Origin of the sequence: Paenibacillus sp. FSL W8-0194 (genome assembly GCF_037969745.1) — a bacterium.
Taxonomy (GTDB): Bacteria; Bacillota; Bacilli; order Paenibacillales; family Paenibacillaceae; genus Paenibacillus_AQ; species Paenibacillus_AQ cookii.
Map to the genome: position 1 here is coordinate 2,153,760 of NZ_CP150205.1, position 21,729 is coordinate 2,175,488.

A 21,729-nucleotide genomic window follows, 5' to 3' on the forward strand; every position below is an offset into this window, starting at 1 on the left:
AAAAGTTGTTAAAATCACTCCCAAAGTTAGGAGTGATGAGAAATGTTATTGCGTTACGGTCAGCATATGCCGAAGCTGCAGCCTTCCGTTTACGTGGCCGAAGGTGCCAAAATCATCGGGGACGTTAGAATCGGAGCGGACTCGAGCGTATGGTTCAATGCCGTTCTCAGAGGCGACATGGCGCCGATCGTGATCGGTGAGCGATGCAACATTCAAGACGGAACCGTCGGACATGTGAATACGGGTGAGCCGCTCATCGTCGCTGACGACGTATCCGTTGGACATTCCGCCATCATTCACGGATGTACGATAGGTAAAGGTACATTAATCGGCATGGGGGCCATTGTACTGAACGGTGCCGAAATTGGAGAATATGCTTTAATAGGTGCAGGCAGTCTCGTTACTGAAAACAAAAAAATCCCACCCTATACGCTATCCCTCGGTTCTCCAGCAAGAGTGGTCCGCGAATTGACGGAAGCGGATTTGCAGCGAATGTACCGCACGACTCAAAACTATGTGGAGAAGGGGAAAGAGTATAGGATGTTCTAAACAATGTTTGGAGGTGCATCCTATGGATAAAATGAAAGCTACGTATGAAGTCATGTTGGGGCTTGCTGCTGAAATGGTATGGGACGAAGCGTTGCGCAAACATCGGAGCGAGGAGCTCTATCGCGAAATCGATCGGGCGCTGGCTACCGGAGACGAATCGGCTTTCCGTAATCTAACGGATGAACTGAGGTTGTTGAATTAAACCGAGCGCATGATATTCGATCTATGCGACCGGCGTGGAAGGCAAGTTGGTTCCACCCTAAAAGCCCGTCACAAAAAGAAATGCAGGCAGCTTTCCGTTCGGGAACGCGGGACGTTTACCCGAGCGGAGAGACCGGCGTTTCTTTTTTTCTTCAGCCGAGGCATAATATGAAATATAATGGAGAAAAATGAGGGAAGGGTGAAACGAATGAAATTCAGCGAAGTGGACGAGTCGTCTTGGGGGGAACTGCAGCCCTATTTTGACACTTGTCTCATTCCCTATACGGGATTGACCGGGAACGAAAGCCCGGTCGAAGCCACGGCAGCCCTTGAACGTCTAAGGGATTTCATGGACCTGGTCGAAATTCCGTTTAAGGGAAGAATGATTACATATCCTGCATTCCAATACGGACTGCAGCGGGAAATGTCGCTTTTGAACGAAGTGTGCCGCAACGTGAAACAGGCGGGCTTCAAACATGTCGTCATCATGTCAGCGGACTGCAGCCTCCCGGCAAGCGATCTGCCGGAAGCCGATTTGATCTTGGCGCGACCAGCGATAGAAGCCGAGAGCGGGAAAGAATTGGCCGGTATCGTGCAGGGAGAAATTCATAAATTATGGAATTCCGGAACCGAAATGTAATTGTGACAGAAATTCAACAATTTAATTGGTTAATTCTTCAACTGTAGAATAAAAAGATCTGGTTATTCTTGACGGTCTTATAAGGCTAATATATTATTATTATGTCCTAGTAAGTCGTGTGATGATAATCATTGAAAGCACTTAAAGAATTGGTTGACAAAGGGGGTTGAAGACATTATGAGCAACCAAAATGACCACCATGAACCATCTGAGAAACCACCCGGGCGTAAAGAAATGTCCCGTCGACAATTTCTTGCTTATACTTTAGGTGGTGCAACCGCATTTATGGCAATGGGCCCAGTGCTCCCGATGGTGCGGTTTGCAGTTGATCCGATTCTGCATAAAAAAGGTGAAGGCGAATTCATTAAGGTCGTGGAAGAAAGCAAAATTACGGACGAGCCTCAGGAATTCTCTTTTGAACTCCAACAGCAGGATGGATGGTACGCGAGCAAGGCTACATTGACGGCCTGGATCCGTAAGGATGAGCAAGGGAAAATCTATGCGCTGTCCCCGATCTGTAAGCACCTGGGGTGCACGGTCGGCTGGAACAATGACAAAAATTTCCCTGACGAGTATCACTGCCCATGCCATGGCGCACGTTACAACAAACTCGGCAAGAACTTGGCTGTAGCGCCTAAACCACTCGATACGTATAAACTGAAATTGCAGGACGGTTGGGTGTATTTGGGGCAAGTAGAGCCAAATACTGAAGTGAAATAGGAGGCGTAGATTCGGATGTTTAAGAGTGTCTACAACTGGATTGATGAACGTCTTGATGTCACGCCGATTTGGAGAGACGTTGCTGACCACGAAGTGCCTGAGCATGTTAACCCGGCGCATCATTTCTCCGCATTCGTATACTGCTTTGGCGGATTGACGTTTTTTATCACGGTCATTCAAATCCTGTCAGGGATGTTCCTGACCATGTATTATGTACCGGACATCATTAACGCGTACAACAGCGTCGAGTACCTGCAAACGCAGGTGGCGTTCGGCCAAATCGTGCGCGGTATGCACCACTGGGGCGCGAGCCTTGTTATCGTCATGATGTTCTTACATACTATGCGCGTGTTCTTCACGGGTTCTTACAAAGCGCCACGTGAAATGAACTGGGTCGTTGGTATGCTTCTGTTCTTTGTTATGCTGGGTCTGGGCCTTACCGGTTACCTGCTTCCTTGGGATAACAAAGCTTACTTCGCTACGAAGGTTACGCTCGAAATCGCGAATTCCGTTCCTTGGCTCGGGCCAATCATCAAGGAATTCCTGCAGGGCGGTACCATCGTAGGCGCGGAAACGCTGACACGGTTCTTCGCGCTGCATGTATTCTTCCTCCCGGCCGTATTGCTCGTACTGATGGTGGGACACTTCATCATGATCCGCAGACAGGGCATTTCCGGTCCACTATAATAAGAAGGGAGGAATATCGATGGCACACGGGAAAAATTCGAAAGAAAAAGTTGTGTACGTAGGAGACTCCCGCGTTAAAAAGGGCGCAGGGTTCGTCACTCCTCCGGACTACACCGCGTATCCGGGCAAATCGGAAGCGTTCATCCCTAACTTTCTGCTGAAAGAATGGATGGTCGGCGTTGTCGTGCTTGTCGGATTCTTGGTACTTACCATCGCAGAGCCTGCTCCGCTGTGGTTCCCGGCGAATCCAAGCGCTTCGATCATTCCGATGCCGGACTGGTACTTCTTGTTCCTGTATCAGTACTTGAAGATGCCATACGCATCCGGCGATTACATCGTGCTCGGAACGATTGGCGTGACGGGCGTTGCCTTCGGTTCGCTGCTGCTTGCTCCGTTCCTTGATACGGGCAAAGAGCGCCGCTTCTATCGCAGACCGATCGCTTCGTCGCTTATGATTCTTTCTTTGATTGCGTGCGTATACCTGACGAACAGCGCCTGGACTCATTACAAAGCCGAGCTGGCTGAAACGGGCCAAGTCCCTGAAAACATCCAGCGCGAAGAAAAAGCGGCAGAAAACAGAGCCAAAGGCCTTCCAACGACAAGCGGCAATCAACAACAAGAAATTGCGATCGTCGATAAAGAAAACCCGGCGATGGAATCCTTCAAAAAAGCGGGCTGCATTTCTTGCCACGCTGCCGATTTGAAGGGTGCCAGCGGACCATCGCTGCGTGGCGTCGGCGACAAACATGATAAAGCAGCCATCCTCAAAATCATCAAAGAAGGTTTCGAAGGCAAAATGCCGGCGATGTACGACAGTGCAATCGCGGCAGGCCTGACGGACAAAGACATTGACAATTTGGCGGATTGGCTCTCCAAACAAAAGGCTGAAGCAAAATAAGCCGAAATATGTGATCCAAAAACCTGATCGTGAAAGCGGTCAGGTTTTTTTGGAAAAAAACGGCGAAAGGAGGACCGCCAGTTGTCTGTTTCGTTTTTTTGGAGCCGCGCTTTTTTAACCAACCGGGTGATTTTATGGCTGCTGTTTTGGTGCAATTTGATCGGAACCGTATACGGGTACATATGGTATGGAGACCAGATCGAATTTACGTTGGCCCACAACGCGTTATGGCAGGTTATTTTTGTCCCTGACAGCCCGACGGCAAGCCTCTTTTTTACGATCAGCGTGTTGTTTCTTTTGTATCCGCCGAAGTCGTCCTTTTTCGCAGGTTTCAGGCTTTTGATGGAATCGCTGGCCGTTGTGACCTCCGTCAAATACGGGGTATGGGCGGTGAGCATCATTTTTGCCGGGGCTGCCCAAGGGGATCAGTTGGTGTGGCAGGATTGGATGCTGGTTGCATCCCATTTGATCATGGCCATCGAAGCGCTGCTGTTCGTGCGGTTTTTTCGTTTTGGCGCGATCATGCTTATTCCGGCCGCAGCCTGGACGTTTCTTAACGATATCGTGGATTATACGTTTGGCGTCTACCCGTGGCTTCCCCGAGTCTTGGAGGACGATCTGCAAGGAGTTCAGAGCTTTACGCTCGGGCTTACGCTGTTCAGCGTTTTGCTCGCCTGGCTCGTGCTCCGTCTTGGCAAACGCAATTCTACATAGCTTGTTCTACCCGCATCCCTTCTGCCATACATTTACGGTAGGAGGGATGTCCTATGCTGCGGAGCATACCGTTAAAGCCCAAAACCCGTTGGTTCATCCTATGGCTCCTGGCCGTTGTGCTGTCATTGCAGCCGGTTATCGCGCATGGCCGCTCGGCTGACGACCAGGCTCCCGCAAAGCCGGAGGACGCTGCCCGGCAGGCGGCTCGCTTAAGCCAGGTGACGGAGCAAATGTACAACCATGTCCTTCAAGGCGACATTAACCAGGTCGGCAGGGAATTGCAGGAGGTGAACGCGATCTTCGAGTCCTCTTCTTTTCAAAAGCTGACCAGCGTGGAGGGGATTCATGCCCTGTCCGAAAGCATCATCGAAATGAAAGAAGCGGTGGCGCGGGTCCACCTCGACAAGAAGCAATGGCTTACGGCATCGGCCAAGCTTAGAATGGCGGCCGACAGTCTGAACAACCCCAAACAGCCGATATGGATGCAATATTACAAGGTGATCCGCGAGGAACTGAGCCAGATGAGGGCAGGATTGGGCAAAGGCGACGTATTGGCCGCCAAACAGGCATACGACCGTCTTCAGGAGCATTACGAGCTGATCCGTCCGGCGGTCACCATCCAGCGTACGCCCTCGGACGTGGCGATGGTGGATTCCTGGATTTCGTACATGGGAGGTTTGGTGAATGCCGTCCAGCCCAAACCCGCCGAAATCGAAAGCATGATCGGGCAGGGCGAGGAAATGTTCAACGGGCTGTTCGGCAAGAAAAAAGACCATCCGGCGTTGGCGCCGCTTGATCAAGTCGATGGTTCGTGGCCGTGGATGTTTTGGGGAGGGGCTTTTATTGCCGCCATTCTCGCTTATACCGCATACCGAAAATACAAAGGCGAAAAAAACAGCTTTAAAAAGGTGACGCCAAGGACGTAATGCTTCAAAAAGCTCCCTGAACAGCAAGTTCGACAGGAGCTTTTTTTGTTTTGGAGGGCATGCAACCAAACGCAAGCGGAAGCAGCAGGCTTTTGGTGCTATTACGCTTACAGCCGATGAGTCGCCGGGCTTGCCGGCGCCAATTCGTCAGGTCTCTTTGAAGCCTTCGCCAAGCACGTCATGGACGTCATTGATAATGACAAACGCGCGGGGGTCGATCGATTTGACGATTCCGTTCAGCCTCCGGATTTCGTGTCTTGCGACTACGCAATAGGCCATATGCTTCGCCTGTTTCGAATAAGCCCCGATGGCCGGAATCAGCGTTACCCCGCGCTCCATTTCGGCCGTGATTTTGTCGGCGATTTCCGGCGCATGGTCGCTGATGATGGTAAAGGCTTTGGCGGCATATGCCCCTTCTTGAATGAAATCGATCACCTTGGACGATATGAACACGGCGACAAGCGTGTATAATATTCGTTCTCTGGGGATAAAGAAAAGGGAAGCGCCGATAATGATGATATCGATTCCTAAAATGACCTGGCCCATGCTCCAGCCGAACTTGCGGTTGCAGATCCGGGCCACGATGTCCGAGCCGCCCGTCGTCCCGCCGAACCGGAACACGATGCCGAGCCCCGCGCCTAACGTGACGCCGGCGTACAGGGAAGCGAGAATGTAGTCCCGTTCGGTTTGGAACGGGGTGATCCAACCCCAGCCTATCATTTTTTCGAACACCCATAAAAAGAACGTGAGCGCGGCGATGCCGACGCCGGTATAGATCATTTGCCTGCCGCCCAACACTTTGAGTCCGATCAGGAACAGCGGAATGTTCAGCACCAGCGTCGAAAGCGCGGGCGGTACGGCGAAGGCGTAATTGAGCAGGACGGTGACGCCCGTAACCCCGCCTTCCATCAGCTGGTTCGGAATGATGAAATACAGCAGCCCAAAAGCATACACGGCGGTCCCGAGGATGATCGGCAGGACCATTTTCATGGGAGACAACCATTTCGATAATGTCATGAAACCCCTCGCATTAACCAAAAGTAGGAAGAACAAGCTCTTCGCTCCAACCATAGTATACCTTTTTCCAGGCGATTTAAAAAAGATTTGTGTTCATTTCGGCTTTGCGATAACATATGGAGTAAACTGATACCTTGTCTAATCGGGGTGAAAAATGCAGATTTAAGGGGGATGGTCCATCCGAAATGGAAAAGACACTGGCTGAAATGCAAAAGGAAGTCGACCGGTATATCTCCCAGTTCAAAGAAGGATATTTCAGTCCTTTGTCCATGCTGGCGCGGATGTCGGAAGAGGTGGGCGAACTGGCTCGCGAGGTAAACCACCGCTTCGGGGAAAAACCGAAAAAAGCCACGGAGGAGGAAAACTCCATCGAGCTTGAGCTTGGCGACATTTTGTTCATCACGATCTGTTTCGCCAACTCTCTCGGCATTGACCTGACGGAGGCGCATGACAAGGTCATGCATAAATTTAATACGCGGGACGCAAACCGTTGGACGAAAAAGGACACCGAATAAGCCCGTCATACATATGCTGTACAATAGCCTGTAATAACAGGGGGGAGTACGGCAGGATGAAATCCGAACAATTCGTTCGAAATGCTTACCAGTGCATTTTGCAAAATGATTTCGAAGGGGCTCTTCAGTGGTTTGAGGCAGCTGCTGCGGAGAATCCGGCGTCCGCTGAAATTCGTTACCGGTGCTCTGTGACCTATGCGCGAAGCGGAAAAATCGACAAAGCGCTCGAACATGCACAAAAGGCCTGCGAGCTGGAACCGGATAAAGCGGAATACGCCCTCAATCTTCAGCATCTGCAATCGATGCGAATCGTGCAGGATGCCAAAAAGGTGCTCGACTCAGGCGATATGGCACCCGCCAGCGAACTGTATCAAACGGTGTCCGTGCTGAAGGAAGCCGTACGCCTTGACCCGCTCTACGCGGAGGCGTACATTTGGCTTGCCGTGGCTTACAGCCAGCTTAACGAGCATGCGCTTGCGATCGCTTCATTAAAAGAAGCCATGGCTCTGCAGCCGCAGGATGACGGACTGCAAAGCATGCTTGACCAGTTCAAAAGCCGATTGAGCACCTATTTGCACGATTCCACTACGTAGCAAAGAAAAAAGCGGGGGGAAAAGCGCATGTCAAATCGAATCAAAGTTGCAGTCGCCGGGGCTGCCGGAAGAATGGGAAAAGAGGTCGTCAAGCTGGTTCTTGAGGATCCGGATTTGGAGCTGGCGGCAGCGGTCAACCGCTCCCAGCAAGGCACCGATGCCGGAACCCTGGTCGGTCTGCCGGCCTGCGGGGTCCAAGTGACAAACGATCTGGAGTTAGCGTTGGTAGAAACGAAGCCGGATGTCCTCGTTGATTTCACGACACCGCAATTTGCTTATGCCAATACGGCACTTGCGGTTGCTCACGGCGTTCGTCCGGTCATCGGGACAACCGGGTTCACCCCGGAGCAAATCGAAGAGTTGGACAAGCAGTGCCAGAGCAAAGGCATCGGCGGCTTGATCGCGCCGAACTTTTCGGTAGGCGCCCTTTTGATGATGAAATTCGCCGCGCAAGCGGCGAAATACTTCCCGCATCTGGAAATTATCGAGTACCACGGGGACCAGAAATTGGACGCTCCGTCCGGGACCGCAGTGAAAACGGCCGAATTGATCGCCCAGAACCGCGAAGAAATCCGCCAGGGAAATCCGAAAGAGGAAGAGACGATTGACGGAGCCCGCGGCGGTTATTATAACGGCTTCCGGATCCACAGCGTCCGGCTGCCGGGCGTGTTCGCGCAGCAGGAAGTGATTTTCGGGGGCTTCGGCCAAACCCTGAAAATCCGTCATGATTCCTATGAACGGGCAGGTTATATGCCTGGGGTGAAAATGGCGATCGAAAAGGTTATGGGTTATACCGGCATGGTTTACGGATTTGATCATTTTATAGAGTAGCTTCCGAAGGAGTGGGACAGGATGAAAATCGCATTTATCGCACACGACCGCAAAAAGGACGAAATGGTCAATTTTGTGACGGCCTATGAAAATGTATTTGAAGGACATGAGCTGTACTCCACCGGGACGACCGGCAAACGGATCATGGAGAACACCAATCTGAAAATCCACCGTTTTATGTCGGGGCCGCTCGGCGGCGACCAGCAGATCGGGGCGCTTGTCGCCCAAAACGAAATGGATTTGATCATTTTCCTTCGCGATCCGCTGATGGCTCAGCCGCATGAACCGGATATCAATGCTTTGCTGCGCCTTTGCGACGTGCAGGGCATTCCGCTCGGAACGAATATCGCGACGGCGGAAATTTTGGTGAAAGCACTGGACCGCGGCGATTTCGCATGGCGCGAGCTGGTACATAAATACAAGCCGGGTGTTGAGGAATGAGCGACAGGCTGGACATTCTGGTCTTCGGCGCTCATGCGGACGACGCTGAAATCGGCATGGGCGGCACGATCATCAAGCATGTGGACGCCGGTTACCGCGTGGGCATCTGCGACTTGACTTATGCCGAGATGTCTTCCAACGGCACCGTGGAGGGGCGCCGGCAGGAAGCCGAAGCGGCAGCAGGCGTGCTTGGGCTGGCGATGCGGAGCAACCTCGGATTGCCGGATCGGGGGTTGTTCGCCACTCCGGAGCACGTGCGCCGGATTACCGAGGAAATACGACGTTACGCTCCCCGGATCGTGTTCGCGCCTTATTGGGAAGACCGGCATCCGGATCACGTCGCTTGCAGCCGGCTGGTTGAGGAGGCGGTTTTTAACGCGAAACTCCGCCGCTATATGCCCGAGATGCCTGCCGTGCAGGTGGATCAGCTGTATTTTTACTTTATAAATGATATGGGCCGGACGGACGTCATGGTGGACATTACCGCCGAGCAGGAGAGAAAAGAACAAGCGCTTCTATGCTACCGTTCGCAGTTCGAGAGCGGGCTTGGCGAAGAGGATGCCGTTTCGACCCCGCTCAATCAAGGTTATATCGAACGCGTCCGTTCCCGGGACAAGCTGACCGGCCAGCGCAGGCTTATTCCGTATGCGGAAGGTTTCGCGGCGCGGTCGCCGTTCCTCGTGGACAAATTCATGTAGAGATGCCTTTCAATCAAAGTCAGGACTGATCTTCAGCCATGTTGCGGGGGGTCAGTTCTGACTATTTCACGCTTTAGGAACATACGGGTTCATATACTTCTCTTCATAAGGGAGGCAGGCAGAATTGAGTCAACCATTAAAAATAGGAATCACGTGTTACCCTTCCCTTGGCGGTTCCGGGGTCGTTGCCACCGAACTCGGGAAGCTTTTGGCCGAAAAAGGGCATCAGGTCCATTTTATCGCGAACAGCATACCGTTTCGGCTGGGAGGCACGTTTCACAAAAACATTTTTTATCATGAGGTGGAGGTCAGCGATTATTACGTATTCCGCTATCCGCCGTACGAAATGTCGCTGGCGACGAAAATGGCGCAGGTTGCCAAAATGCAGCAGCTGGACGTTTTGCACGTCCATTATGCCGTTCCGCATGCCGTTTGCGCATTCCTGGCCAAACAGATGGTGGGGGATCAATTGAAAGTCGTTACGACGCTCCATGGCACGGACATTACCGTTTTGGCCCAGGACGAGTCGCTTAAGGACCTGATCCGCCTGGCCATCAACGAAAGCGATGCGGTAACGGCCGTTTCCCGGGATTTGATCCAAGAGACGCGCGAGGTCCTCGACATCAGCCGGGACATCGACCTGACCTATAACTTTGTCGACAAACGGATATATTATCCGCGGGACATCAGCTCGCTGCGCGGAGACTACGCGGAACCGCACGAAAAAATATTGATGCATATTTCCAATTTCCGGCCCGTTAAACGGGTGGGGGATGTCGTGGACATTTTTGCGAAGGTCCAGGAGAAAGTGCCTTCCAAGCTGCTGCTCGTCGGGGAAGGTCCGGACCTGCCGAAGGTTCAATGCAAAATCCGGGAGCTCGGCCTCGAGGAAAAAGTGTTGTTCTTAGGTAAACAGGACGACATCGCGCAAGTGATTTCCCTGGCGGACGTGCTGCTGCTCCCGTCGGAAAAGGAAAGCTTCGGTTTGGTCGCGCTGGAGGCGATGGCTTGCGGCGTGCCGACGATCGGTTCGATTGCCGGCGGCATTCCGGAGCTAGTCGTCCATGGCGAAACCGGATTTCTGGCGCCGATCGGCGACACGAAGCGCATGGCGGATTACGCCGTTCAGCTGTTGTCCAACGATGCGCTTGCAGCCACGTTCAAGGAGGCCTGCGTCAAAAGGGCATGCGAACAGTTCTGCGACGGGCTGATTACCCAGCAGTACGAGAAAATTTATTATCGCGTTCTTGGGCGCGAGGTTCCGGAGCTCGATTCGGTGTGCGGCTGATCCGGCTTCGGACGAGAGGCAGGGAGGAACGATATTGGTACGATGGAAACAAGCCGATCCCGCGATGGCGGAGCAGGGCAAACAAGTGATTTCAAAGCTGCTTGAGCATGGTCATGAGGCTTTTTGGGTCGGCGGCTGCGTCAGGGACGAGCTGATGGGCAGGCCGGTCGACGACATGGACATTACGACCTCCGCGTTGCCAGAGGAAGTGCAGGACGTATTTGAACGGACCGTCCCGACGGGCATCCAGCATGGAACCGTTACGGTCCTGAGCGGGGACTGCGCCTTCGAGGTGACCACATACCGTGTTGAAGGAGCTTATGAAAAGCATCGGCGGCCTGCCGAAGTCGCGTTCGTGCGGGATTTGCGGGAAGATTTGAAGCGGCGGGATTTTACGATAAATGCGATTGCCAGGGATATCGAAGGCAATGTCGTGGATCCGTTTCACGGCATAAACGACCTGGAGGCCCGCATGATCCGCTGCGTAGGCGATGCCAAAGGACGCTTTCAAGAGGATGCGCTGCGCATGGTGCGCTGCATCCGGTTTGCCTCGGTGTTCGGATTCAACATTGCCTACCGCACTTGGAAAGGGCTGCTCGAGGAACGGGAAAACATCCGCTACGTAGCGATGGAGCGCTTCCGCGTGGAGCTGGAGAAGCTGATGGCCGGCAGCAAGCCGTCAAGAGGGCTGGGATTGCTTTACCGCAGCAAGCTGCCGGCTTATGCCAAGGTTCCTTTTCCCTATGCGGCCGAGGCAAGGCTCATCCGCCTGATCGACGATCTTTCTCCCGAAGAATCGGTGATCCGATTTGCGCTGCTGTTATATGCCTGCGCTGTGCCGGCTGAGAAAGCGAATGCGTACCTCCGGGATTGGACCTTTCCCAATACGGTCCGGGAGCGGATTGTCGGGATATTAAACGTCGGAGAAGCCGTCGAAGCCATGGACCGTACTTCCCCTTCCCGTCTGGAGTGGATCCGGATCGTGCTTCGGTTCGGGCGGGAAACCTCCGAATCTTGGCTGAGGCTGGCCGATGTGCTGAAGGCGGGGGAAGCCGCTGGGTGTTATCCGCAGGACGTATTGGAAAACGGACGGGCGTGGATGGAAGAAATGGCCGTATACCACATGTCCGAGTTGGCCGTCACGGGCAAAGACGTGCTTGCGTTGTCCGGGCGGAAAGGCGGGCCGTGGTTGGGCGAACTATTGAACGGGCTGCTTGTACGCGTTAGTTCGCGCGAGCTGCCGAACGACCATAACCGATTAATCGAAGAAGCGAAACAGGTGATATCAACCCATGAGTGAAAAAGAAACGCTGCTTGATTTGCTGCTCGCCAGCCCGCAGGAGTTCGTTTCCGGCGAGGAAATCAGCCGCAGGTTGTCCGTCAGCCGCACGGCCGTCTGGAAGCAGATCAACAAGCTGAGGGAAGCCGGGTACGAATTCGAGGCCGTCCCGAACAAGGGCTACCGGATCGTCAACAAACCGGAACGGATCGACACGCTGACGCTGCTGAAAACGTTAAAGACGAATACCGCGGGCAAGAAGCTGAAAGTGCTTGAAACGACGGTATCCACGCAGGAGGAAGCCAAGGCGCTCGCCGAGGCCGGGGCGCCGGAGGGAACGCTGGTCGTTGCCGAGGAGCAGACGGGGGGCAAAGGCAGGCTCGGGCGGAAATGGTTTTCTCCCAAAGGCAAAGGCATATGGATGAGCCTGGTGCTAAGACCGAAACAGCCGCTGCATTACATGCCTCAGCTGACGCTGCTGACGGGCGTCGCGGTGTGCAGGGCGGTACGGCGGACGACCGGCGTCATGGCCGGGCTGAAATGGCCGAACGACCTCCTGGTCGACGGCCGCAAAATCTGCGGGATCCTCTTGGAATCGGCGGTGGAGGACGAATATGTCCGTTACTGCATCGCCGGCATCGGCATCAGCGCGAACCTGGACCCCGGCGATTATCCGGATGAGCTCAAATCGGTCGCAACCTCTTTAAAAATAGAAGCCGGCCACCCCGTCGACCGCGTGCAATTGATCGCGGCGGCGATGGAAGAATTCGAAACGTTGTACCGGCTTTACCAGCAGGAAGGATTTGCGCCGATCGCCTCGTTGTGGGAAGCGTTGTCCGTCACTTTGGGCAAACGGGTCACCGTGGGGGCCGCATCGGGTCCCGTAACGGGCCAGGCACTGAAGCTGGACCCTCACGGCGCGTTGGTCATCCTGACGGAGGACGGGCGGGAATTGCCTGTTTTTTCCGGAGATGTCGAACTTAGACGATGAAATTTTGCGAAGGATTTGATATACTGACATGTAGAGGCGGTATCGGCAAGGGACCGAACTGCACTCTGCATGTGCAAGCAATCACAACAGCATAATGCATACGTTGGATTCTGCTCTGAGCCGAAGGGACCGAGACAGAAGGGACGATCGCAAGTGACTCTTTTTTGCCCTTTCGGAACTTTTTAGTGATCTGCTAAAAGGTTTTTTTGTTTTTCCAACACTATTCCGAAGGAAGGGGCTGCAAACATGGCAGTGAAACATCCGCTCAACATCGTTAAAATGAAAAAGATGAAAGAGGAAGGCACGGCGCTCAGCATGGTTACCGCTTATGATTACCCGACGGCGCGCCTCGCCGAAGAAGCGGGCGTCGACATGATTTTGGTCGGCGACTCGCTCGGCAACGTCGTGCTCGGGTATGATTCGACGCTCCCGGTCACCATCGACGACATGGTGTACCATACGCGTTCGGTCGTCCGGGGGGCGGGCAATACGTTCGTCGTCGCCGATTTGCCGTTTATGACATATCACGGGAGCATCGACGAAACGCTGCGCAACGTGCGCAGGCTGATGCAGGAAGGCCATGCCCATGCCGTTAAAATGGAAGGCGGCAAAGAAATCAGCGCAGCGGTCGAAACGATCGTTGCCGCGGGCGTTCCCGTTTTGGGCCATATCGGCCTTACGCCCCAGTCGGTGAATCAAATCGGGGGGTACCGGATTCAAGGGAAAGACGAAAAGGATGCGCAGCGCTTGCTGGAAGACGCCAAAGCGCTGGAGAAAGCGGGCGCGTTCGGGGTCGTCCTGGAACTGGTCACCGAACAGGTTGCGGCTTATATCACGTCGCAGCTGTCCATCCCGACGATCGGCATCGGCGCGGGCCGGGGCGTGGACGGCCAGGTGCTTGTTTTCCATGATATTTTCCAATATGCTTCCCCGTACCGCGCCAAGAAATTTGTAAAAACCTTCGGGGATGCCGGAACGATGATCCGCGAGGGTCTGGCTCAATACGTCAAAGAAGTGAAAGAACGTTCTTTCCCGGATGAGAGCCATGTATTTACGGCAGACGATCACGTCGTCGACAATCTATACGGCAGAGGCCGGGAAAAGGTGAACAACGCATGAAAGCCGTCAGAACGATTGCAGAGCTTAGGGAAGAAATACGAAGCTTGAAAGCGGCAAAGGATGTAGAAACGGTCGGGTTGGTGCCGACGATGGGATATCTCCATGAAGGGCATGCCAGCTTGATCCGGGCAGCCAAGGAGAAAACGGGCATCGTCGTCGTCAGCATATTCGTCAACCCGATCCAGTTCGGGCCGGGGGAGGATTTTGAAACATACCCTCGCGACGAACAGCGGGATTTGGCCGCGGCGGAACACGCCGGCGCCGATCTTGTATTTCTTCCGACCGTGGACACGATGTACCCGCAGCCGACCAAAACGAAAATCGCTGTATCCGAGGTGACCTCCGGACTTTGCGGCGCGTCCCGCCCCGGACATTTCGACGGGGTGACGACCGTGGTGGGCAAGCTGTTTAATATCGTGCAGCCGGATTACGCGTTTTTCGGCATGAAGGACGCGCAGCAGGTGGCCGTGATCCAGCAGATGGTTTACGATTTGAACTTTAACGTGACGATCGTGCCTTGCCCGATTGTACGGGAAGAGGACGGGCTGGCCCTCAGCTCGCGCAACGTGTACCTCAGCCCGGAAGAACGGACGCAAGCGCTGGTACTTTCCCGTTCCCTTCGCGAGGCGAGAGAAGCGGTCGAAAGCGGCCGAATCCGGACCGCGGGCGAGGTCAAACGATTTTTGACCACCCGAATCAGCGAATCCCCGCTGGCCGTCATCGATTACGTCGAAGTTGCCGCATTTCCGGCCCTTGCGCCGCTTGCGGACGGCGAGTCGGTGATCGAACGCAACGAATCCGTATTGATGGCGCTGGCCGTCAAATTCGGCAGAACGCGCCTGATCGACAATTGCCTGCTCCATTCGAAAGGGGAATGAGACATGTTCAGAACGATGATGAAATCCAAAATACACCGCGCCACCGTAACCGAAGCGAACCTTAACTACGTAGGCAGCATTACGATCGACGAAGACTTGATGGAAGCCGCCGACCTGCTCGAGAACGAAAAAGTCCAGGTGGTCGACAACAACAACGGCGCCCGGCTCGAAACGTACGTGATCCCGGGTCCGCGCGGGAGCGGCGTCATCTGCCTCAACGGGGCGGCGGCACGGCTGGTGCAACCGGGGGATACGGTCATTATTATGTCCTATGCCATGATGTCCGATGAGGAGATCAAAAACCATAAGCCGAGAGTGGTGTTCGTCAACGAGTCCAATCGGCCGCTGACAACGATGAGCAAGGAAGTGCACGCAACCATCATCTAATGTTTATGAAGACAAGGAATGGCAGGCTCCGCGGAGAATGAAAACAGCCCGTTCAACAAAAAATGAATGCAGGTGACCGCACTGATTTCATTTTTAGTTTAAGGGTGGGATGCAGCGATGTTCCAGCATGTTTTCGCGGAAATGAACCACATGTTAGATGAAATCATGAAACATTACCCGACGGCGGAGGAAACCCAGAAACATCAGTTGATCCAAAAATGGAATATGCTGAAGACGATGAGCGACGGCATTATTGATGAATGGTTATCTTTTGAGGAAAAAATGGGGGAATTCCGCCAGCATGTCGAGGTGCCTGCCACCTTGTTTTCAGATCAGAGCTCGCCCGAATTGGAAATGAACGCATTTGTGCGCGGGCAGGGGTATTTCAGGTTGTTGATGTACCGCCAAGCCGCGCAGCAGTTTGCCCAAGTCATCCGTCAATATCCCGACAGCCTTTTGGCCCGGATGTATCTGGCCATGTCCCATTTGCACCTGGACGAAACGGAAGCGGCCCAAGAACATTTCCAATGGATTTTGCCGCTCGCCAACAGCCAAAAGCTGAAAGCGATGATTTACAATGCTTTGGGATGCATTGCCGTGAAGCATGGAGCAACAAGCAAAGCCCAGGAGTTTTTTACCATTGCGCTGCAGTGCGATCCGACGCTGCCCGATCCGCTGATCAATTTGAAGGTGTGCCAGCAGAACCGCGGCCAGCTTCAATACGGCAGCCAGCTTATATCGATGATGTAGAAAGCAGCAAAAAGGCCGATGCATCATGCGCTTCGGGAAGCGCCTTGTGCATCGCCTTTTTGCTGCCCTTTAATTTTCAAATGTGAAATCTTCTGTTATGCTGGTAATTGAGACTGGAACGAAAGGATTAATTTTGATCATGAAATTTGCCGTACTGGATTTTGAGACAACAGGCAACCAGTCCGCCGATGAGATCATTCAAGTTGGACTTGCCATCATAGAAGAAGATTTGACGATATCCCGCGTGTACGGTTCCTACGTCAAACCGACGGTGGAAATCCCGCCGTTTATTACGGGGCTGACCGGTATAACCGAAGAGGATGTGGCGGATGCGCCGCCGCTGGAAGAGATGCTGATGGAGCTTGTGCCGATGCTGGACGACGTCGTCCTGGTCGGGCATAACGTCGCGTTTGACTTCAATTTTTTGCAAAACGCGCTGGACAGCTCCGGATATCTCCCGTTTTCCGGGCGCATTCTCGACACGTTGGATTTTCTTAAAATATGCTTTCCGTCCCTGACTTCCTACCAATTGGGCCAGGTCACGTCGCATTTCGGCATCCAGCATGACCGGCCCCATCAGGCGGACAGCGATGCATTGGCGACGGCTTATGTATTTTTGAAATGCCTGTCAGAACTCAGGGATTTGCCTCTCATCACGCTGCAGCGGCTCACCGAACTGTTTGCCGACGAAGACAGCGATTTGGGATGGTTTTTTGACGGCCTGTGCCAGGAAAAGGAACAGGAGCCGATTCAGGACCTGAACAGCCATACATTTTACCGTCAGTTTGCGTTAGCCGTCGAAGACTGGACGGAAATGAAACCGCCGCGGGACGAAACGGACGACAACCCTCTCGCCGGGGTGGAGTTCAAGGAATATTTGGGCGAAATTCAGAAGCGTCTTAAGGCTATTATGCCCCAATACGAGGAGCGCGAACCGCAGACGATCATGTTCGATCAGGTGATGAACGCGCTGAACGAGGACAAGCATTTGTTGATCGAGGCGGGAACGGGTACCGGCAAATCGCTGGGATACCTTATTCCTTCCATTTACCAAAGCGTCAAGCAGCAGCAAAAGGTGATGATCAGCACGCACACGATCAACCTTCAGGAGCAGCTGCGGGAGCGCGACGTGCCTTTGTTGACGCAGGTTGTGCCGTTCCCTTTCAAGGCGGCGGTCTTTAAGGGAAGACAACATTATTTGTGTTTGAGAAAATTTGAACATAAAATAAACAGAAGAGACTTTTTTAATCCCAAGGAAGATACGATTACCGCTGCGCAGATGATCGTATGGCTTGCGCAAACCGAAAACGGCGACGACGAGGAGCTGAATCTCGGGGGAAGGGGCGGCGACTTCTGGGAAACGGTGAGCAGCGATTCGGATTCCTGCCTGGGCCGAGCCTGCCCGTGGTTCCGCAAATGTTATTATCACCGCGCGAAACATGAGGCGGGCATCGCCGACGTCGTCATTACGAACCACTCCAAGCTGTTCACAGACGTTAAAGCGGGTCATCAGCTGCTGCCGTCCTATGAGCGCCTCGTCATTGACGAAGCCCACCATTTGGAGGATGTTGCCGGCAAACATCTGGGGCTGCACATGAAATATTTCAGCGTCGTCCACACCCTTACGCGTCTGTACAAAGATGCGCGGAGCGGACAGCTTATCGCCCTCCGCCAACAACTGCAGTCGTCCGGCCAGGAGCGGGCCGGCGACTGGATCGCGGCGATCGATCGCATCAGCGAAGATTTGGTCGACGTCAAGGAAACTTGGGACAAGCTCAGCGAATCCCTGTTCGCCCTGATGCCGGAAAGGAATGACGCCGCGCCGGGAGAATCCGGGCAATATGTGCTGAGGCTCCAGCCGTCGAAATGGCCGCAGGAATGGGAAACATTGAAGGCGATGGAGAACCAGATCCATGTGAAAATGAGCGAAATCGTCCGCCGCGGCGAAAAAATGCTGGCTGAATACAAGGAAAACGAAGACGATTACAGCGCGGACAGCCTGATAACGGATCTTAGCGGCCTGTTCAAGGACCTGGCTGCCGAACGGGACGATCTGCGGACGTTCATGAATCTGGACGATGCCACCGTCGTTTATTGGATGGAGGCAAGCAGCCATTTCCGCAGCAAATCGCTTCAGCTGTATGCGGTTCCGGTGGACGTCAGCAAACAGCTCAAGGAGTTGTTTTTCGATAAAAAGAAAAGCGTTATATTAACGTCGGCTACTTTGTCGGTGGACAAGTCCTTCCAATACATGATCGATAATCTGGGTCTGCAGGAAGACCAGGAGAGCGGCAGGCTGGTATCCGTGCAGCTTCCTTCCCCGTTCAAATACCGCGACCAGGCATTGCTGGTCATTCCGCGGGATTTCCCGAGCGTAAAAGGAAGCGTCGGCGATCCGGTGTTCGTGGACACCCTCGTGCGGTCCCTGGCCGACGCGGCGATCGCAACCCATGGCCGAATGCTGGTGCTGTTCACCTCGTACCGGATGCTCCGGCAGGTGCATGAACCGCTGAAAAACGCCCTTGCGGGCAGCGATATTACCGTGCTCGGCCAAGGCGTGGACAGCGGCAGCCGCACCAAGCTCATTCGCCGGTTTCAAGACAGCAGCGCTTCGGTGCTGCTCGGTACGAGCAGCTTCTGGGAGGGAGTCGATATCCCCGGCGAAGCGTTGACCTGCCTGGCGATCGTAAGGCTTCCGTTCCAGCCGCCGAATCACCCGCTGAACGAAGCGAAAGCCGAACTTTTGCAGCGCCAGAAGAAAAATCCGTTCATGAAGCTTTCCGTGCCGCAGGCGGTCATCCGCTTTAAGCAGGGCTTCGGCCGCTTGGTTCGTACGGCGAATGACCGCGGAATCGTCATCGTTTACGATACGCGCGTAATCGAGTCTTACTACGGGAAATATTTTCTCTATTCCTTGCCGGGGCCAAAGATGGAGCATATGAATACGGAAAAAATGGTTCCCCGTATATCTGAATGGCTTCAAGAAGGTTAAAACGACCCTTTTCATAGGATCGAACGATAGAAATTAAGCTGTTAAATAGGGGGAACATGCATGAAATCGGAGAAAATTTCCGAAGCGGTCGTCCGCAGATTGCCTGTATATTTACGTTATTTGAATGATTTGCACAAGCGGGAGGTAGCGACGGTCTCCTCCCAGGAGCTTGGCCAGCGACTGGACCTGAACCCGGCTCAAATCCGCAAGGATCTTGCGTATTTCGGGGATTTCGGCCGGAAAGGGATCGGATACGACGTTTCGTACCTGATCGAAAAAATCCGCCACATCCTGAACCTGGATCAGCAGATCAACGCGGTGCTGGTGGGCGCCGGCAACCTGGGACAGGCGCTTTCCAACTACAACTTTTACCTGCGCGAAAACATTAAAATCGTGGCGGTCTTTGACGAAAATCCGAAAAAAATCGGCAAAAAAATCAATACGCTGACGGTGCAGCCGATGGAAGAGATCACGGATACGATCAAAAACCGGAATATCCGGATCGGCATCATTACGGTGCCCGCCGTCGAGGCCCAGAACGTGGCCGACCAGCTTATTGGCGCCGGGATCGAGGCGATCCTGAACTTCGCGCCGACCATTCTGAAGGCGCCGGCCAACATCCGGATTCATGCGGCGGACTTTACGACCGACCTGCTGAGCTTGGCATATTATTTGGATAACGGAAAGGAAGGTTCTGCCGATGACGGAGAACAAGACAAAGAATAAATGGATCATTGCGAACGGCAGCTTTGCCGTGCCTGACAAAGACAAGCCCGTAATCCAGGGCTGCATGGTCATCGAAGGCGACCGCATTGCCTATATAGGGGAAGAAATGCCGGAGCTTGAAAACGAAGTTCCCGTATTCGACGGGACGCATCTGTTTTTTATGCCCGGATTGATCAATACGCACGGACATGCAGCGATGTCGCTGCTGCGGGGGTACGGGGACGACCTGGCCCTGCAAATTTGGCTGCAGGAGAAAATGTGGCCGATGGAAGCCAAGTTTACCTCCTCCGACGTCTATTGGGGAACGGCGCTGTCGGTGCTGGAAATGCTCAAGGGCGGGACGACGACCTTCCTGGACATGTATGACCATATGGACCAGGTCGCCAAGGTGACCGAAGAGTCGGGAATCCGCGCGTCCCTGATGCGGGGCGTCATCGGGTTATGCTCCGAGGACATTCAGCGTCACAAGCTGAACGAGGCGATCCAGTTCGCACGCGATTGGAACGGCAAGGCGGACGGCCGGATCACGACGATGATTTCGCCGCACGCGCCGTATACATGTCCTCCGGATTTCATCGAGAAATTCGTGCAGGCTGCGTTTGACCTGGATTTGCCGATGCATACCCATATGTCCGAAACGATTGCCGAGGTTGAGCAAAACGTTCGGGATTACGGCTTGCGTCCGGTCGCCCATTTGGAGAAGCTCGGCGTATTTTCAAGACCGTCCCTGGTCGCCCATGCCGTTCACTTGACCGATGAAGAAATCGGCATTTTGGCGCGCAACAACGTGGCCGTATCTCACAATCCGGGCAGCAACCTGAAGCTGGCGAGCGGCGTGGCCCGCGTGACGGATCTGCTCAAAGCGGGCGTAACGGTCTCGCTCGGCACCGACGGCGCGGCCAGCAACAACAATTTGGACATGTTCGAGGAAATGCGTCTTGCGGCGCTCATCCACAAAGGGGTGTCCGGCGACCCGACGGCGGTTCCGGCTTACGAGGCCTTGAAAATGGGAACGGTATACGGAGCGCAATCCCTTTTCCTGCAGGACGTCGGTACCCTTGCGCCGGGCATGAAAGCCGATTTTATCGCACTAAATACCGATCAAGCCCATTTTCTTCCGCATACCGATCTGATTTCCCACGCGATCTACTCGGCTAGCGGCAAAGACGTCGAACATGTGTGGGTGGACGGCAAGCAGATCGTGAAGCATGGCGCGTGCCTGACGATGGACGAAGAGCGCATCCGCCGGGAAGCCCAAGCCGCGTTCGAAGGTCTCTTGTCGCGGTAAGAACGGCCAAAGATAGGGGAACTTATGCTAAAGAACAAAAAGAAATGGATTTTTCTCGGCATCGTCGCGTTTCTGCTGATCGTGTTCGGGCTTTACCGTTATTACATATACGTAACGCAGGATATCCGCGCGCAAGAGACGGCGGCCATTCTGAAGGCCAAACAGGAGACAAGCCTCGTGAAGGTGACCGAAGCCCAAAAATCGGTATGGGATACGATCTGCTGGGCGATCGAAGGGTTGGACAAAGACAACCGTCCGATCATGGTGTGGGTGACGATGGACGAAAACGGCAAAGTGAAATCGGGCGAGGGCGCGGTGCATGAAGAGCTGCTCTCAAACGGCATGTCGGAAAATCAGATCAAGGAAAAAGCGACGAAGGAAATTCCGGACGTCAAAAAGCTGAAGGCCGTGCCCGGGATGTACAACGGCGAATACGCATGGCAGCTTTTTTACTGGTCCAAGGATCATTATTATTATCAATTCTACCGGTTCAGCGACGGCCAAAGCATCGGGGGACCGTTTACGCTGCCTAACCGGTAATCCGTCTAAACGCATTGATGCGAATCATTAGCTAATAAATGGAAAAGAACCTCATGAAAAT

25 protein-coding genes are annotated in these 21,729 nt (G+C 53.8%); 24 read left to right on the forward strand and 1 reads right to left on the reverse strand.

Translation table 11 applies throughout. The features are described from left to right. Nucleotides 1-42: 42 nt before the first annotated feature. The 8 genes from MKY58_RS09565 to MKY58_RS09600 all read left to right on the forward strand — a co-directional run bounded on the left by MKY58_RS09565 (nt 43) and on the right by MKY58_RS09600 (nt 5,335). Nucleotides 43-549: a gamma carbonic anhydrase family protein gene (locus tag MKY58_RS09565; protein ID WP_339324331.1), complete on the forward strand. Its 507-nt coding sequence runs from the start codon at nt 43-45 to the stop codon at nt 547-549. 22 nt (nt 550-571) lie between these two features. Next, the gene (locus MKY58_RS09570) at nt 572-751 is read left to right on the forward strand and encodes an IDEAL domain-containing protein (RefSeq protein ID WP_036710053.1); all 180 of its coding nucleotides are present in this window, start codon (nt 572-574) and stop codon (nt 749-751) included. A 207-nt stretch (nt 752-958) separates the two neighbouring features. Then, the gene (locus MKY58_RS09575; RefSeq protein WP_036710058.1) at nt 959-1,390 is read left to right on the forward strand and encodes a DUF2487 family protein; all 432 of its coding nucleotides are present in this window, start codon (nt 959-961) and stop codon (nt 1,388-1,390) included. A 177-nt stretch (nt 1,391-1,567) separates the two neighbouring features. Next, nucleotides 1,568-2,110, forward strand: a complete 543-nt coding sequence (locus MKY58_RS09580) for a ubiquinol-cytochrome c reductase iron-sulfur subunit (protein WP_212946797.1) — start codon at nt 1,568-1,570, stop codon at nt 2,108-2,110. Between the two features lie 15 nt (nt 2,111-2,125). Continuing rightward, nucleotides 2,126-2,797 carry a cytochrome b6 gene (locus tag MKY58_RS09585; RefSeq protein WP_212946792.1) on the forward strand — a complete coding sequence of 224 codons (672 nt, stop codon included), beginning with the start codon at nt 2,126-2,128 and terminating at the stop codon, nt 2,795-2,797. Between the two features lie 19 nt (nt 2,798-2,816). After that, a complete protein-coding gene (locus MKY58_RS09590; RefSeq protein WP_339324332.1) occupies nt 2,817-3,695 on the forward strand; it encodes a c-type cytochrome in 879 nt (292 codons plus the stop codon). An 81-nt stretch (nt 3,696-3,776) separates the two neighbouring features. Then, on the forward strand, nt 3,777-4,409 hold the full coding sequence (locus MKY58_RS09595; protein ID WP_036710068.1) for a DUF1405 domain-containing protein: 633 nt from the start codon (nt 3,777-3,779) through the stop codon (nt 4,407-4,409). 53 nt (nt 4,410-4,462) lie between these two features. Next, nucleotides 4,463-5,335: a sporulation protein YpjB gene (locus tag MKY58_RS09600; protein WP_339324333.1), complete on the forward strand. Its 873-nt coding sequence runs from the start codon at nt 4,463-4,465 to the stop codon at nt 5,333-5,335. A 147-nt stretch (nt 5,336-5,482) separates the two neighbouring features. Here the strand turns inward: MKY58_RS09600 and MKY58_RS09605 are convergent, their stop codons facing one another. Beyond that, entirely contained in the window at nt 5,483-6,352 is an 870-nt protein-coding gene (locus tag MKY58_RS09605; RefSeq protein WP_036710076.1) for a YitT family protein, read from the reverse strand. A 185-nt stretch (nt 6,353-6,537) separates the two neighbouring features. On the opposite strand from MKY58_RS09605, the gene MKY58_RS09610 reads away from it, so the two are divergent. The 16 genes from MKY58_RS09610 (at nt 6,538) to MKY58_RS09685 (ending at nt 21,668) form a co-directional block, all read left to right on the forward strand. Continuing rightward, nucleotides 6,538-6,867 carry a nucleotide pyrophosphohydrolase gene (locus MKY58_RS09610; protein WP_212946789.1) on the forward strand — a complete coding sequence of 110 codons (330 nt, stop codon included), beginning with the start codon at nt 6,538-6,540 and terminating at the stop codon, nt 6,865-6,867. A 56-nt stretch (nt 6,868-6,923) separates the two neighbouring features. After that, the gene (locus MKY58_RS09615) at nt 6,924-7,460 is read left to right on the forward strand and encodes a tetratricopeptide repeat protein (RefSeq protein ID WP_036710083.1); all 537 of its coding nucleotides are present in this window, start codon (nt 6,924-6,926) and stop codon (nt 7,458-7,460) included. A gap of 27 nt (nt 7,461-7,487) precedes the next feature. After that, entirely contained in the window at nt 7,488-8,291 is an 804-nt protein-coding gene (gene dapB, locus MKY58_RS09620) for a 4-hydroxy-tetrahydrodipicolinate reductase (protein ID WP_339324334.1), read from the forward strand. A 21-nt stretch (nt 8,292-8,312) separates the two neighbouring features. Further along, nucleotides 8,313-8,732: a methylglyoxal synthase gene (mgsA, locus tag MKY58_RS09625; protein ID WP_036710090.1), complete on the forward strand. Its 420-nt coding sequence runs from the start codon at nt 8,313-8,315 to the stop codon at nt 8,730-8,732. After that, entirely contained in the window at nt 8,729-9,430 is a 702-nt protein-coding gene (gene bshB1, locus MKY58_RS09630; RefSeq protein ID WP_339324335.1) for a bacillithiol biosynthesis deacetylase BshB1, read from the forward strand. The genes mgsA and bshB1 overlap by 4 nt, the downstream gene beginning before the upstream one ends. A 124-nt stretch (nt 9,431-9,554) precedes the next feature. After that, nucleotides 9,555-10,718, forward strand: coding sequence for an N-acetyl-alpha-D-glucosaminyl L-malate synthase BshA (gene bshA, locus MKY58_RS09635; RefSeq protein ID WP_212946783.1), 1,164 nt, complete (start codon nt 9,555-9,557; stop codon nt 10,716-10,718). A gap of 34 nt (nt 10,719-10,752) precedes the next feature. Next, nucleotides 10,753-12,018, forward strand: a complete 1,266-nt coding sequence (locus tag MKY58_RS09640) for a CCA tRNA nucleotidyltransferase (RefSeq protein WP_339324336.1) — start codon at nt 10,753-10,755, stop codon at nt 12,016-12,018. Continuing rightward, complete coding sequence (locus MKY58_RS09645; RefSeq protein ID WP_339324337.1) at nt 12,011-12,988, forward strand: biotin--[acetyl-CoA-carboxylase] ligase; 978 nt, start codon at nt 12,011-12,013, stop codon at nt 12,986-12,988. The genes MKY58_RS09640 and MKY58_RS09645 overlap by 8 nt, the downstream gene beginning before the upstream one ends. 246 nt (nt 12,989-13,234) lie before the next feature. Then, complete coding sequence (panB, locus tag MKY58_RS09650) at nt 13,235-14,107, forward strand: 3-methyl-2-oxobutanoate hydroxymethyltransferase (protein WP_339324338.1); 873 nt, start codon at nt 13,235-13,237, stop codon at nt 14,105-14,107. Continuing rightward, a complete protein-coding gene (panC, locus tag MKY58_RS09655; protein ID WP_339324339.1) occupies nt 14,104-14,985 on the forward strand; it encodes a pantoate--beta-alanine ligase in 882 nt (293 codons plus the stop codon). The genes panB and panC overlap by 4 nt, the downstream gene beginning before the upstream one ends. 3 nt (nt 14,986-14,988) lie before the next feature. Further along, nucleotides 14,989-15,372, forward strand: a complete 384-nt coding sequence (gene panD, locus MKY58_RS09660) for an aspartate 1-decarboxylase (RefSeq protein ID WP_036710102.1) — start codon at nt 14,989-14,991, stop codon at nt 15,370-15,372. A gap of 117 nt (nt 15,373-15,489) precedes the next feature. Continuing rightward, nucleotides 15,490-16,122 carry a tetratricopeptide repeat protein gene (locus MKY58_RS09665; RefSeq protein ID WP_339324340.1) on the forward strand — a complete coding sequence of 211 codons (633 nt, stop codon included), beginning with the start codon at nt 15,490-15,492 and terminating at the stop codon, nt 16,120-16,122. A 139-nt stretch (nt 16,123-16,261) separates the two neighbouring features. Beyond that, nucleotides 16,262-19,114: an ATP-dependent DNA helicase DinG gene (gene dinG, locus MKY58_RS09670; RefSeq protein ID WP_339324341.1), complete on the forward strand. Its 2,853-nt coding sequence runs from the start codon at nt 16,262-16,264 to the stop codon at nt 19,112-19,114. Nucleotides 19,115-19,174: 60 nt separating this feature from the next. After that, the gene (locus MKY58_RS09675) at nt 19,175-19,840 is read left to right on the forward strand and encodes a redox-sensing transcriptional repressor Rex (RefSeq protein ID WP_339324342.1); all 666 of its coding nucleotides are present in this window, start codon (nt 19,175-19,177) and stop codon (nt 19,838-19,840) included. Beyond that, nucleotides 19,815-21,128, forward strand: a complete 1,314-nt coding sequence (locus MKY58_RS09680) for an amidohydrolase (protein ID WP_339324343.1) — start codon at nt 19,815-19,817, stop codon at nt 21,126-21,128. Before MKY58_RS09675 ends, MKY58_RS09680 begins: the two co-directional genes overlap by 26 nt. Nucleotides 21,129-21,152: 24 nt before the next feature. After that, complete coding sequence (locus tag MKY58_RS09685) at nt 21,153-21,668, forward strand: DUF5590 domain-containing protein (protein WP_339324344.1); 516 nt, start codon at nt 21,153-21,155, stop codon at nt 21,666-21,668. Nucleotides 21,669-21,729: the final 61 nt, after the last annotated feature.

Excerpts from the sequence above, each read along its gene's own strand:
- MKY58_RS09565 (WP_339324331.1), top strand. The coding sequence starts at position 43 with ATGTTATTGCGTTACGGTCAGCATATGCCGAAGCTGCAGCCTTCCGTT.
- MKY58_RS09570 (WP_036710053.1), top strand. The coding sequence starts at position 572 with ATGGATAAAATGAAAGCTACGTATGAAGTCATGTTGGGGCTTGCTGCT.
- MKY58_RS09575 (WP_036710058.1), top strand. The coding sequence starts at position 959 with ATGAAATTCAGCGAAGTGGACGAGTCGTCTTGGGGGGAACTGCAGCCC.
- MKY58_RS09580 (WP_212946797.1), top strand. The coding sequence starts at position 1,568 with ATGAGCAACCAAAATGACCACCATGAACCATCTGAGAAACCACCCGGG.
- MKY58_RS09585 (WP_212946792.1), top strand. The coding sequence starts at position 2,126 with ATGTTTAAGAGTGTCTACAACTGGATTGATGAACGTCTTGATGTCACG.
- MKY58_RS09590 (WP_339324332.1), top strand. The coding sequence starts at position 2,817 with ATGGCACACGGGAAAAATTCGAAAGAAAAAGTTGTGTACGTAGGAGAC.
- MKY58_RS09600 (WP_339324333.1), top strand. The coding sequence starts at position 4,463 with ATGCTGCGGAGCATACCGTTAAAGCCCAAAACCCGTTGGTTCATCCTA.
- MKY58_RS09605 (WP_036710076.1), bottom strand. The coding sequence starts at position 6,352 with ATGACATTATCGAAATGGTTGTCTCCCATGAAAATGGTCCTGCCGATC.
- MKY58_RS09610 (WP_212946789.1), top strand. The coding sequence starts at position 6,538 with ATGGAAAAGACACTGGCTGAAATGCAAAAGGAAGTCGACCGGTATATC.
- MKY58_RS09615 (WP_036710083.1), top strand. The coding sequence starts at position 6,924 with ATGAAATCCGAACAATTCGTTCGAAATGCTTACCAGTGCATTTTGCAA.
- dapB (WP_339324334.1), top strand. The coding sequence starts at position 7,488 with ATGTCAAATCGAATCAAAGTTGCAGTCGCCGGGGCTGCCGGAAGAATG.
- mgsA (WP_036710090.1), top strand. The coding sequence starts at position 8,313 with ATGAAAATCGCATTTATCGCACACGACCGCAAAAAGGACGAAATGGTC.
- bshB1 (WP_339324335.1), top strand. The coding sequence starts at position 8,729 with ATGAGCGACAGGCTGGACATTCTGGTCTTCGGCGCTCATGCGGACGAC.
- MKY58_RS09645 (WP_339324337.1), top strand. The coding sequence starts at position 12,011 with ATGAGTGAAAAAGAAACGCTGCTTGATTTGCTGCTCGCCAGCCCGCAG.
- panB (WP_339324338.1), top strand. The coding sequence starts at position 13,235 with ATGGCAGTGAAACATCCGCTCAACATCGTTAAAATGAAAAAGATGAAA.
- panC (WP_339324339.1), top strand. The coding sequence starts at position 14,104 with ATGAAAGCCGTCAGAACGATTGCAGAGCTTAGGGAAGAAATACGAAGC.
- panD (WP_036710102.1), top strand. The coding sequence starts at position 14,989 with ATGTTCAGAACGATGATGAAATCCAAAATACACCGCGCCACCGTAACC.
- MKY58_RS09665 (WP_339324340.1), top strand. The coding sequence starts at position 15,490 with ATGTTCCAGCATGTTTTCGCGGAAATGAACCACATGTTAGATGAAATC.
- dinG (WP_339324341.1), top strand. The coding sequence starts at position 16,262 with ATGAAATTTGCCGTACTGGATTTTGAGACAACAGGCAACCAGTCCGCC.
- MKY58_RS09675 (WP_339324342.1), top strand. The coding sequence starts at position 19,175 with ATGAAATCGGAGAAAATTTCCGAAGCGGTCGTCCGCAGATTGCCTGTA.
- MKY58_RS09680 (WP_339324343.1), top strand. The coding sequence starts at position 19,815 with ATGACGGAGAACAAGACAAAGAATAAATGGATCATTGCGAACGGCAGC.
- MKY58_RS09685 (WP_339324344.1), top strand. The coding sequence starts at position 21,153 with ATGCTAAAGAACAAAAAGAAATGGATTTTTCTCGGCATCGTCGCGTTT.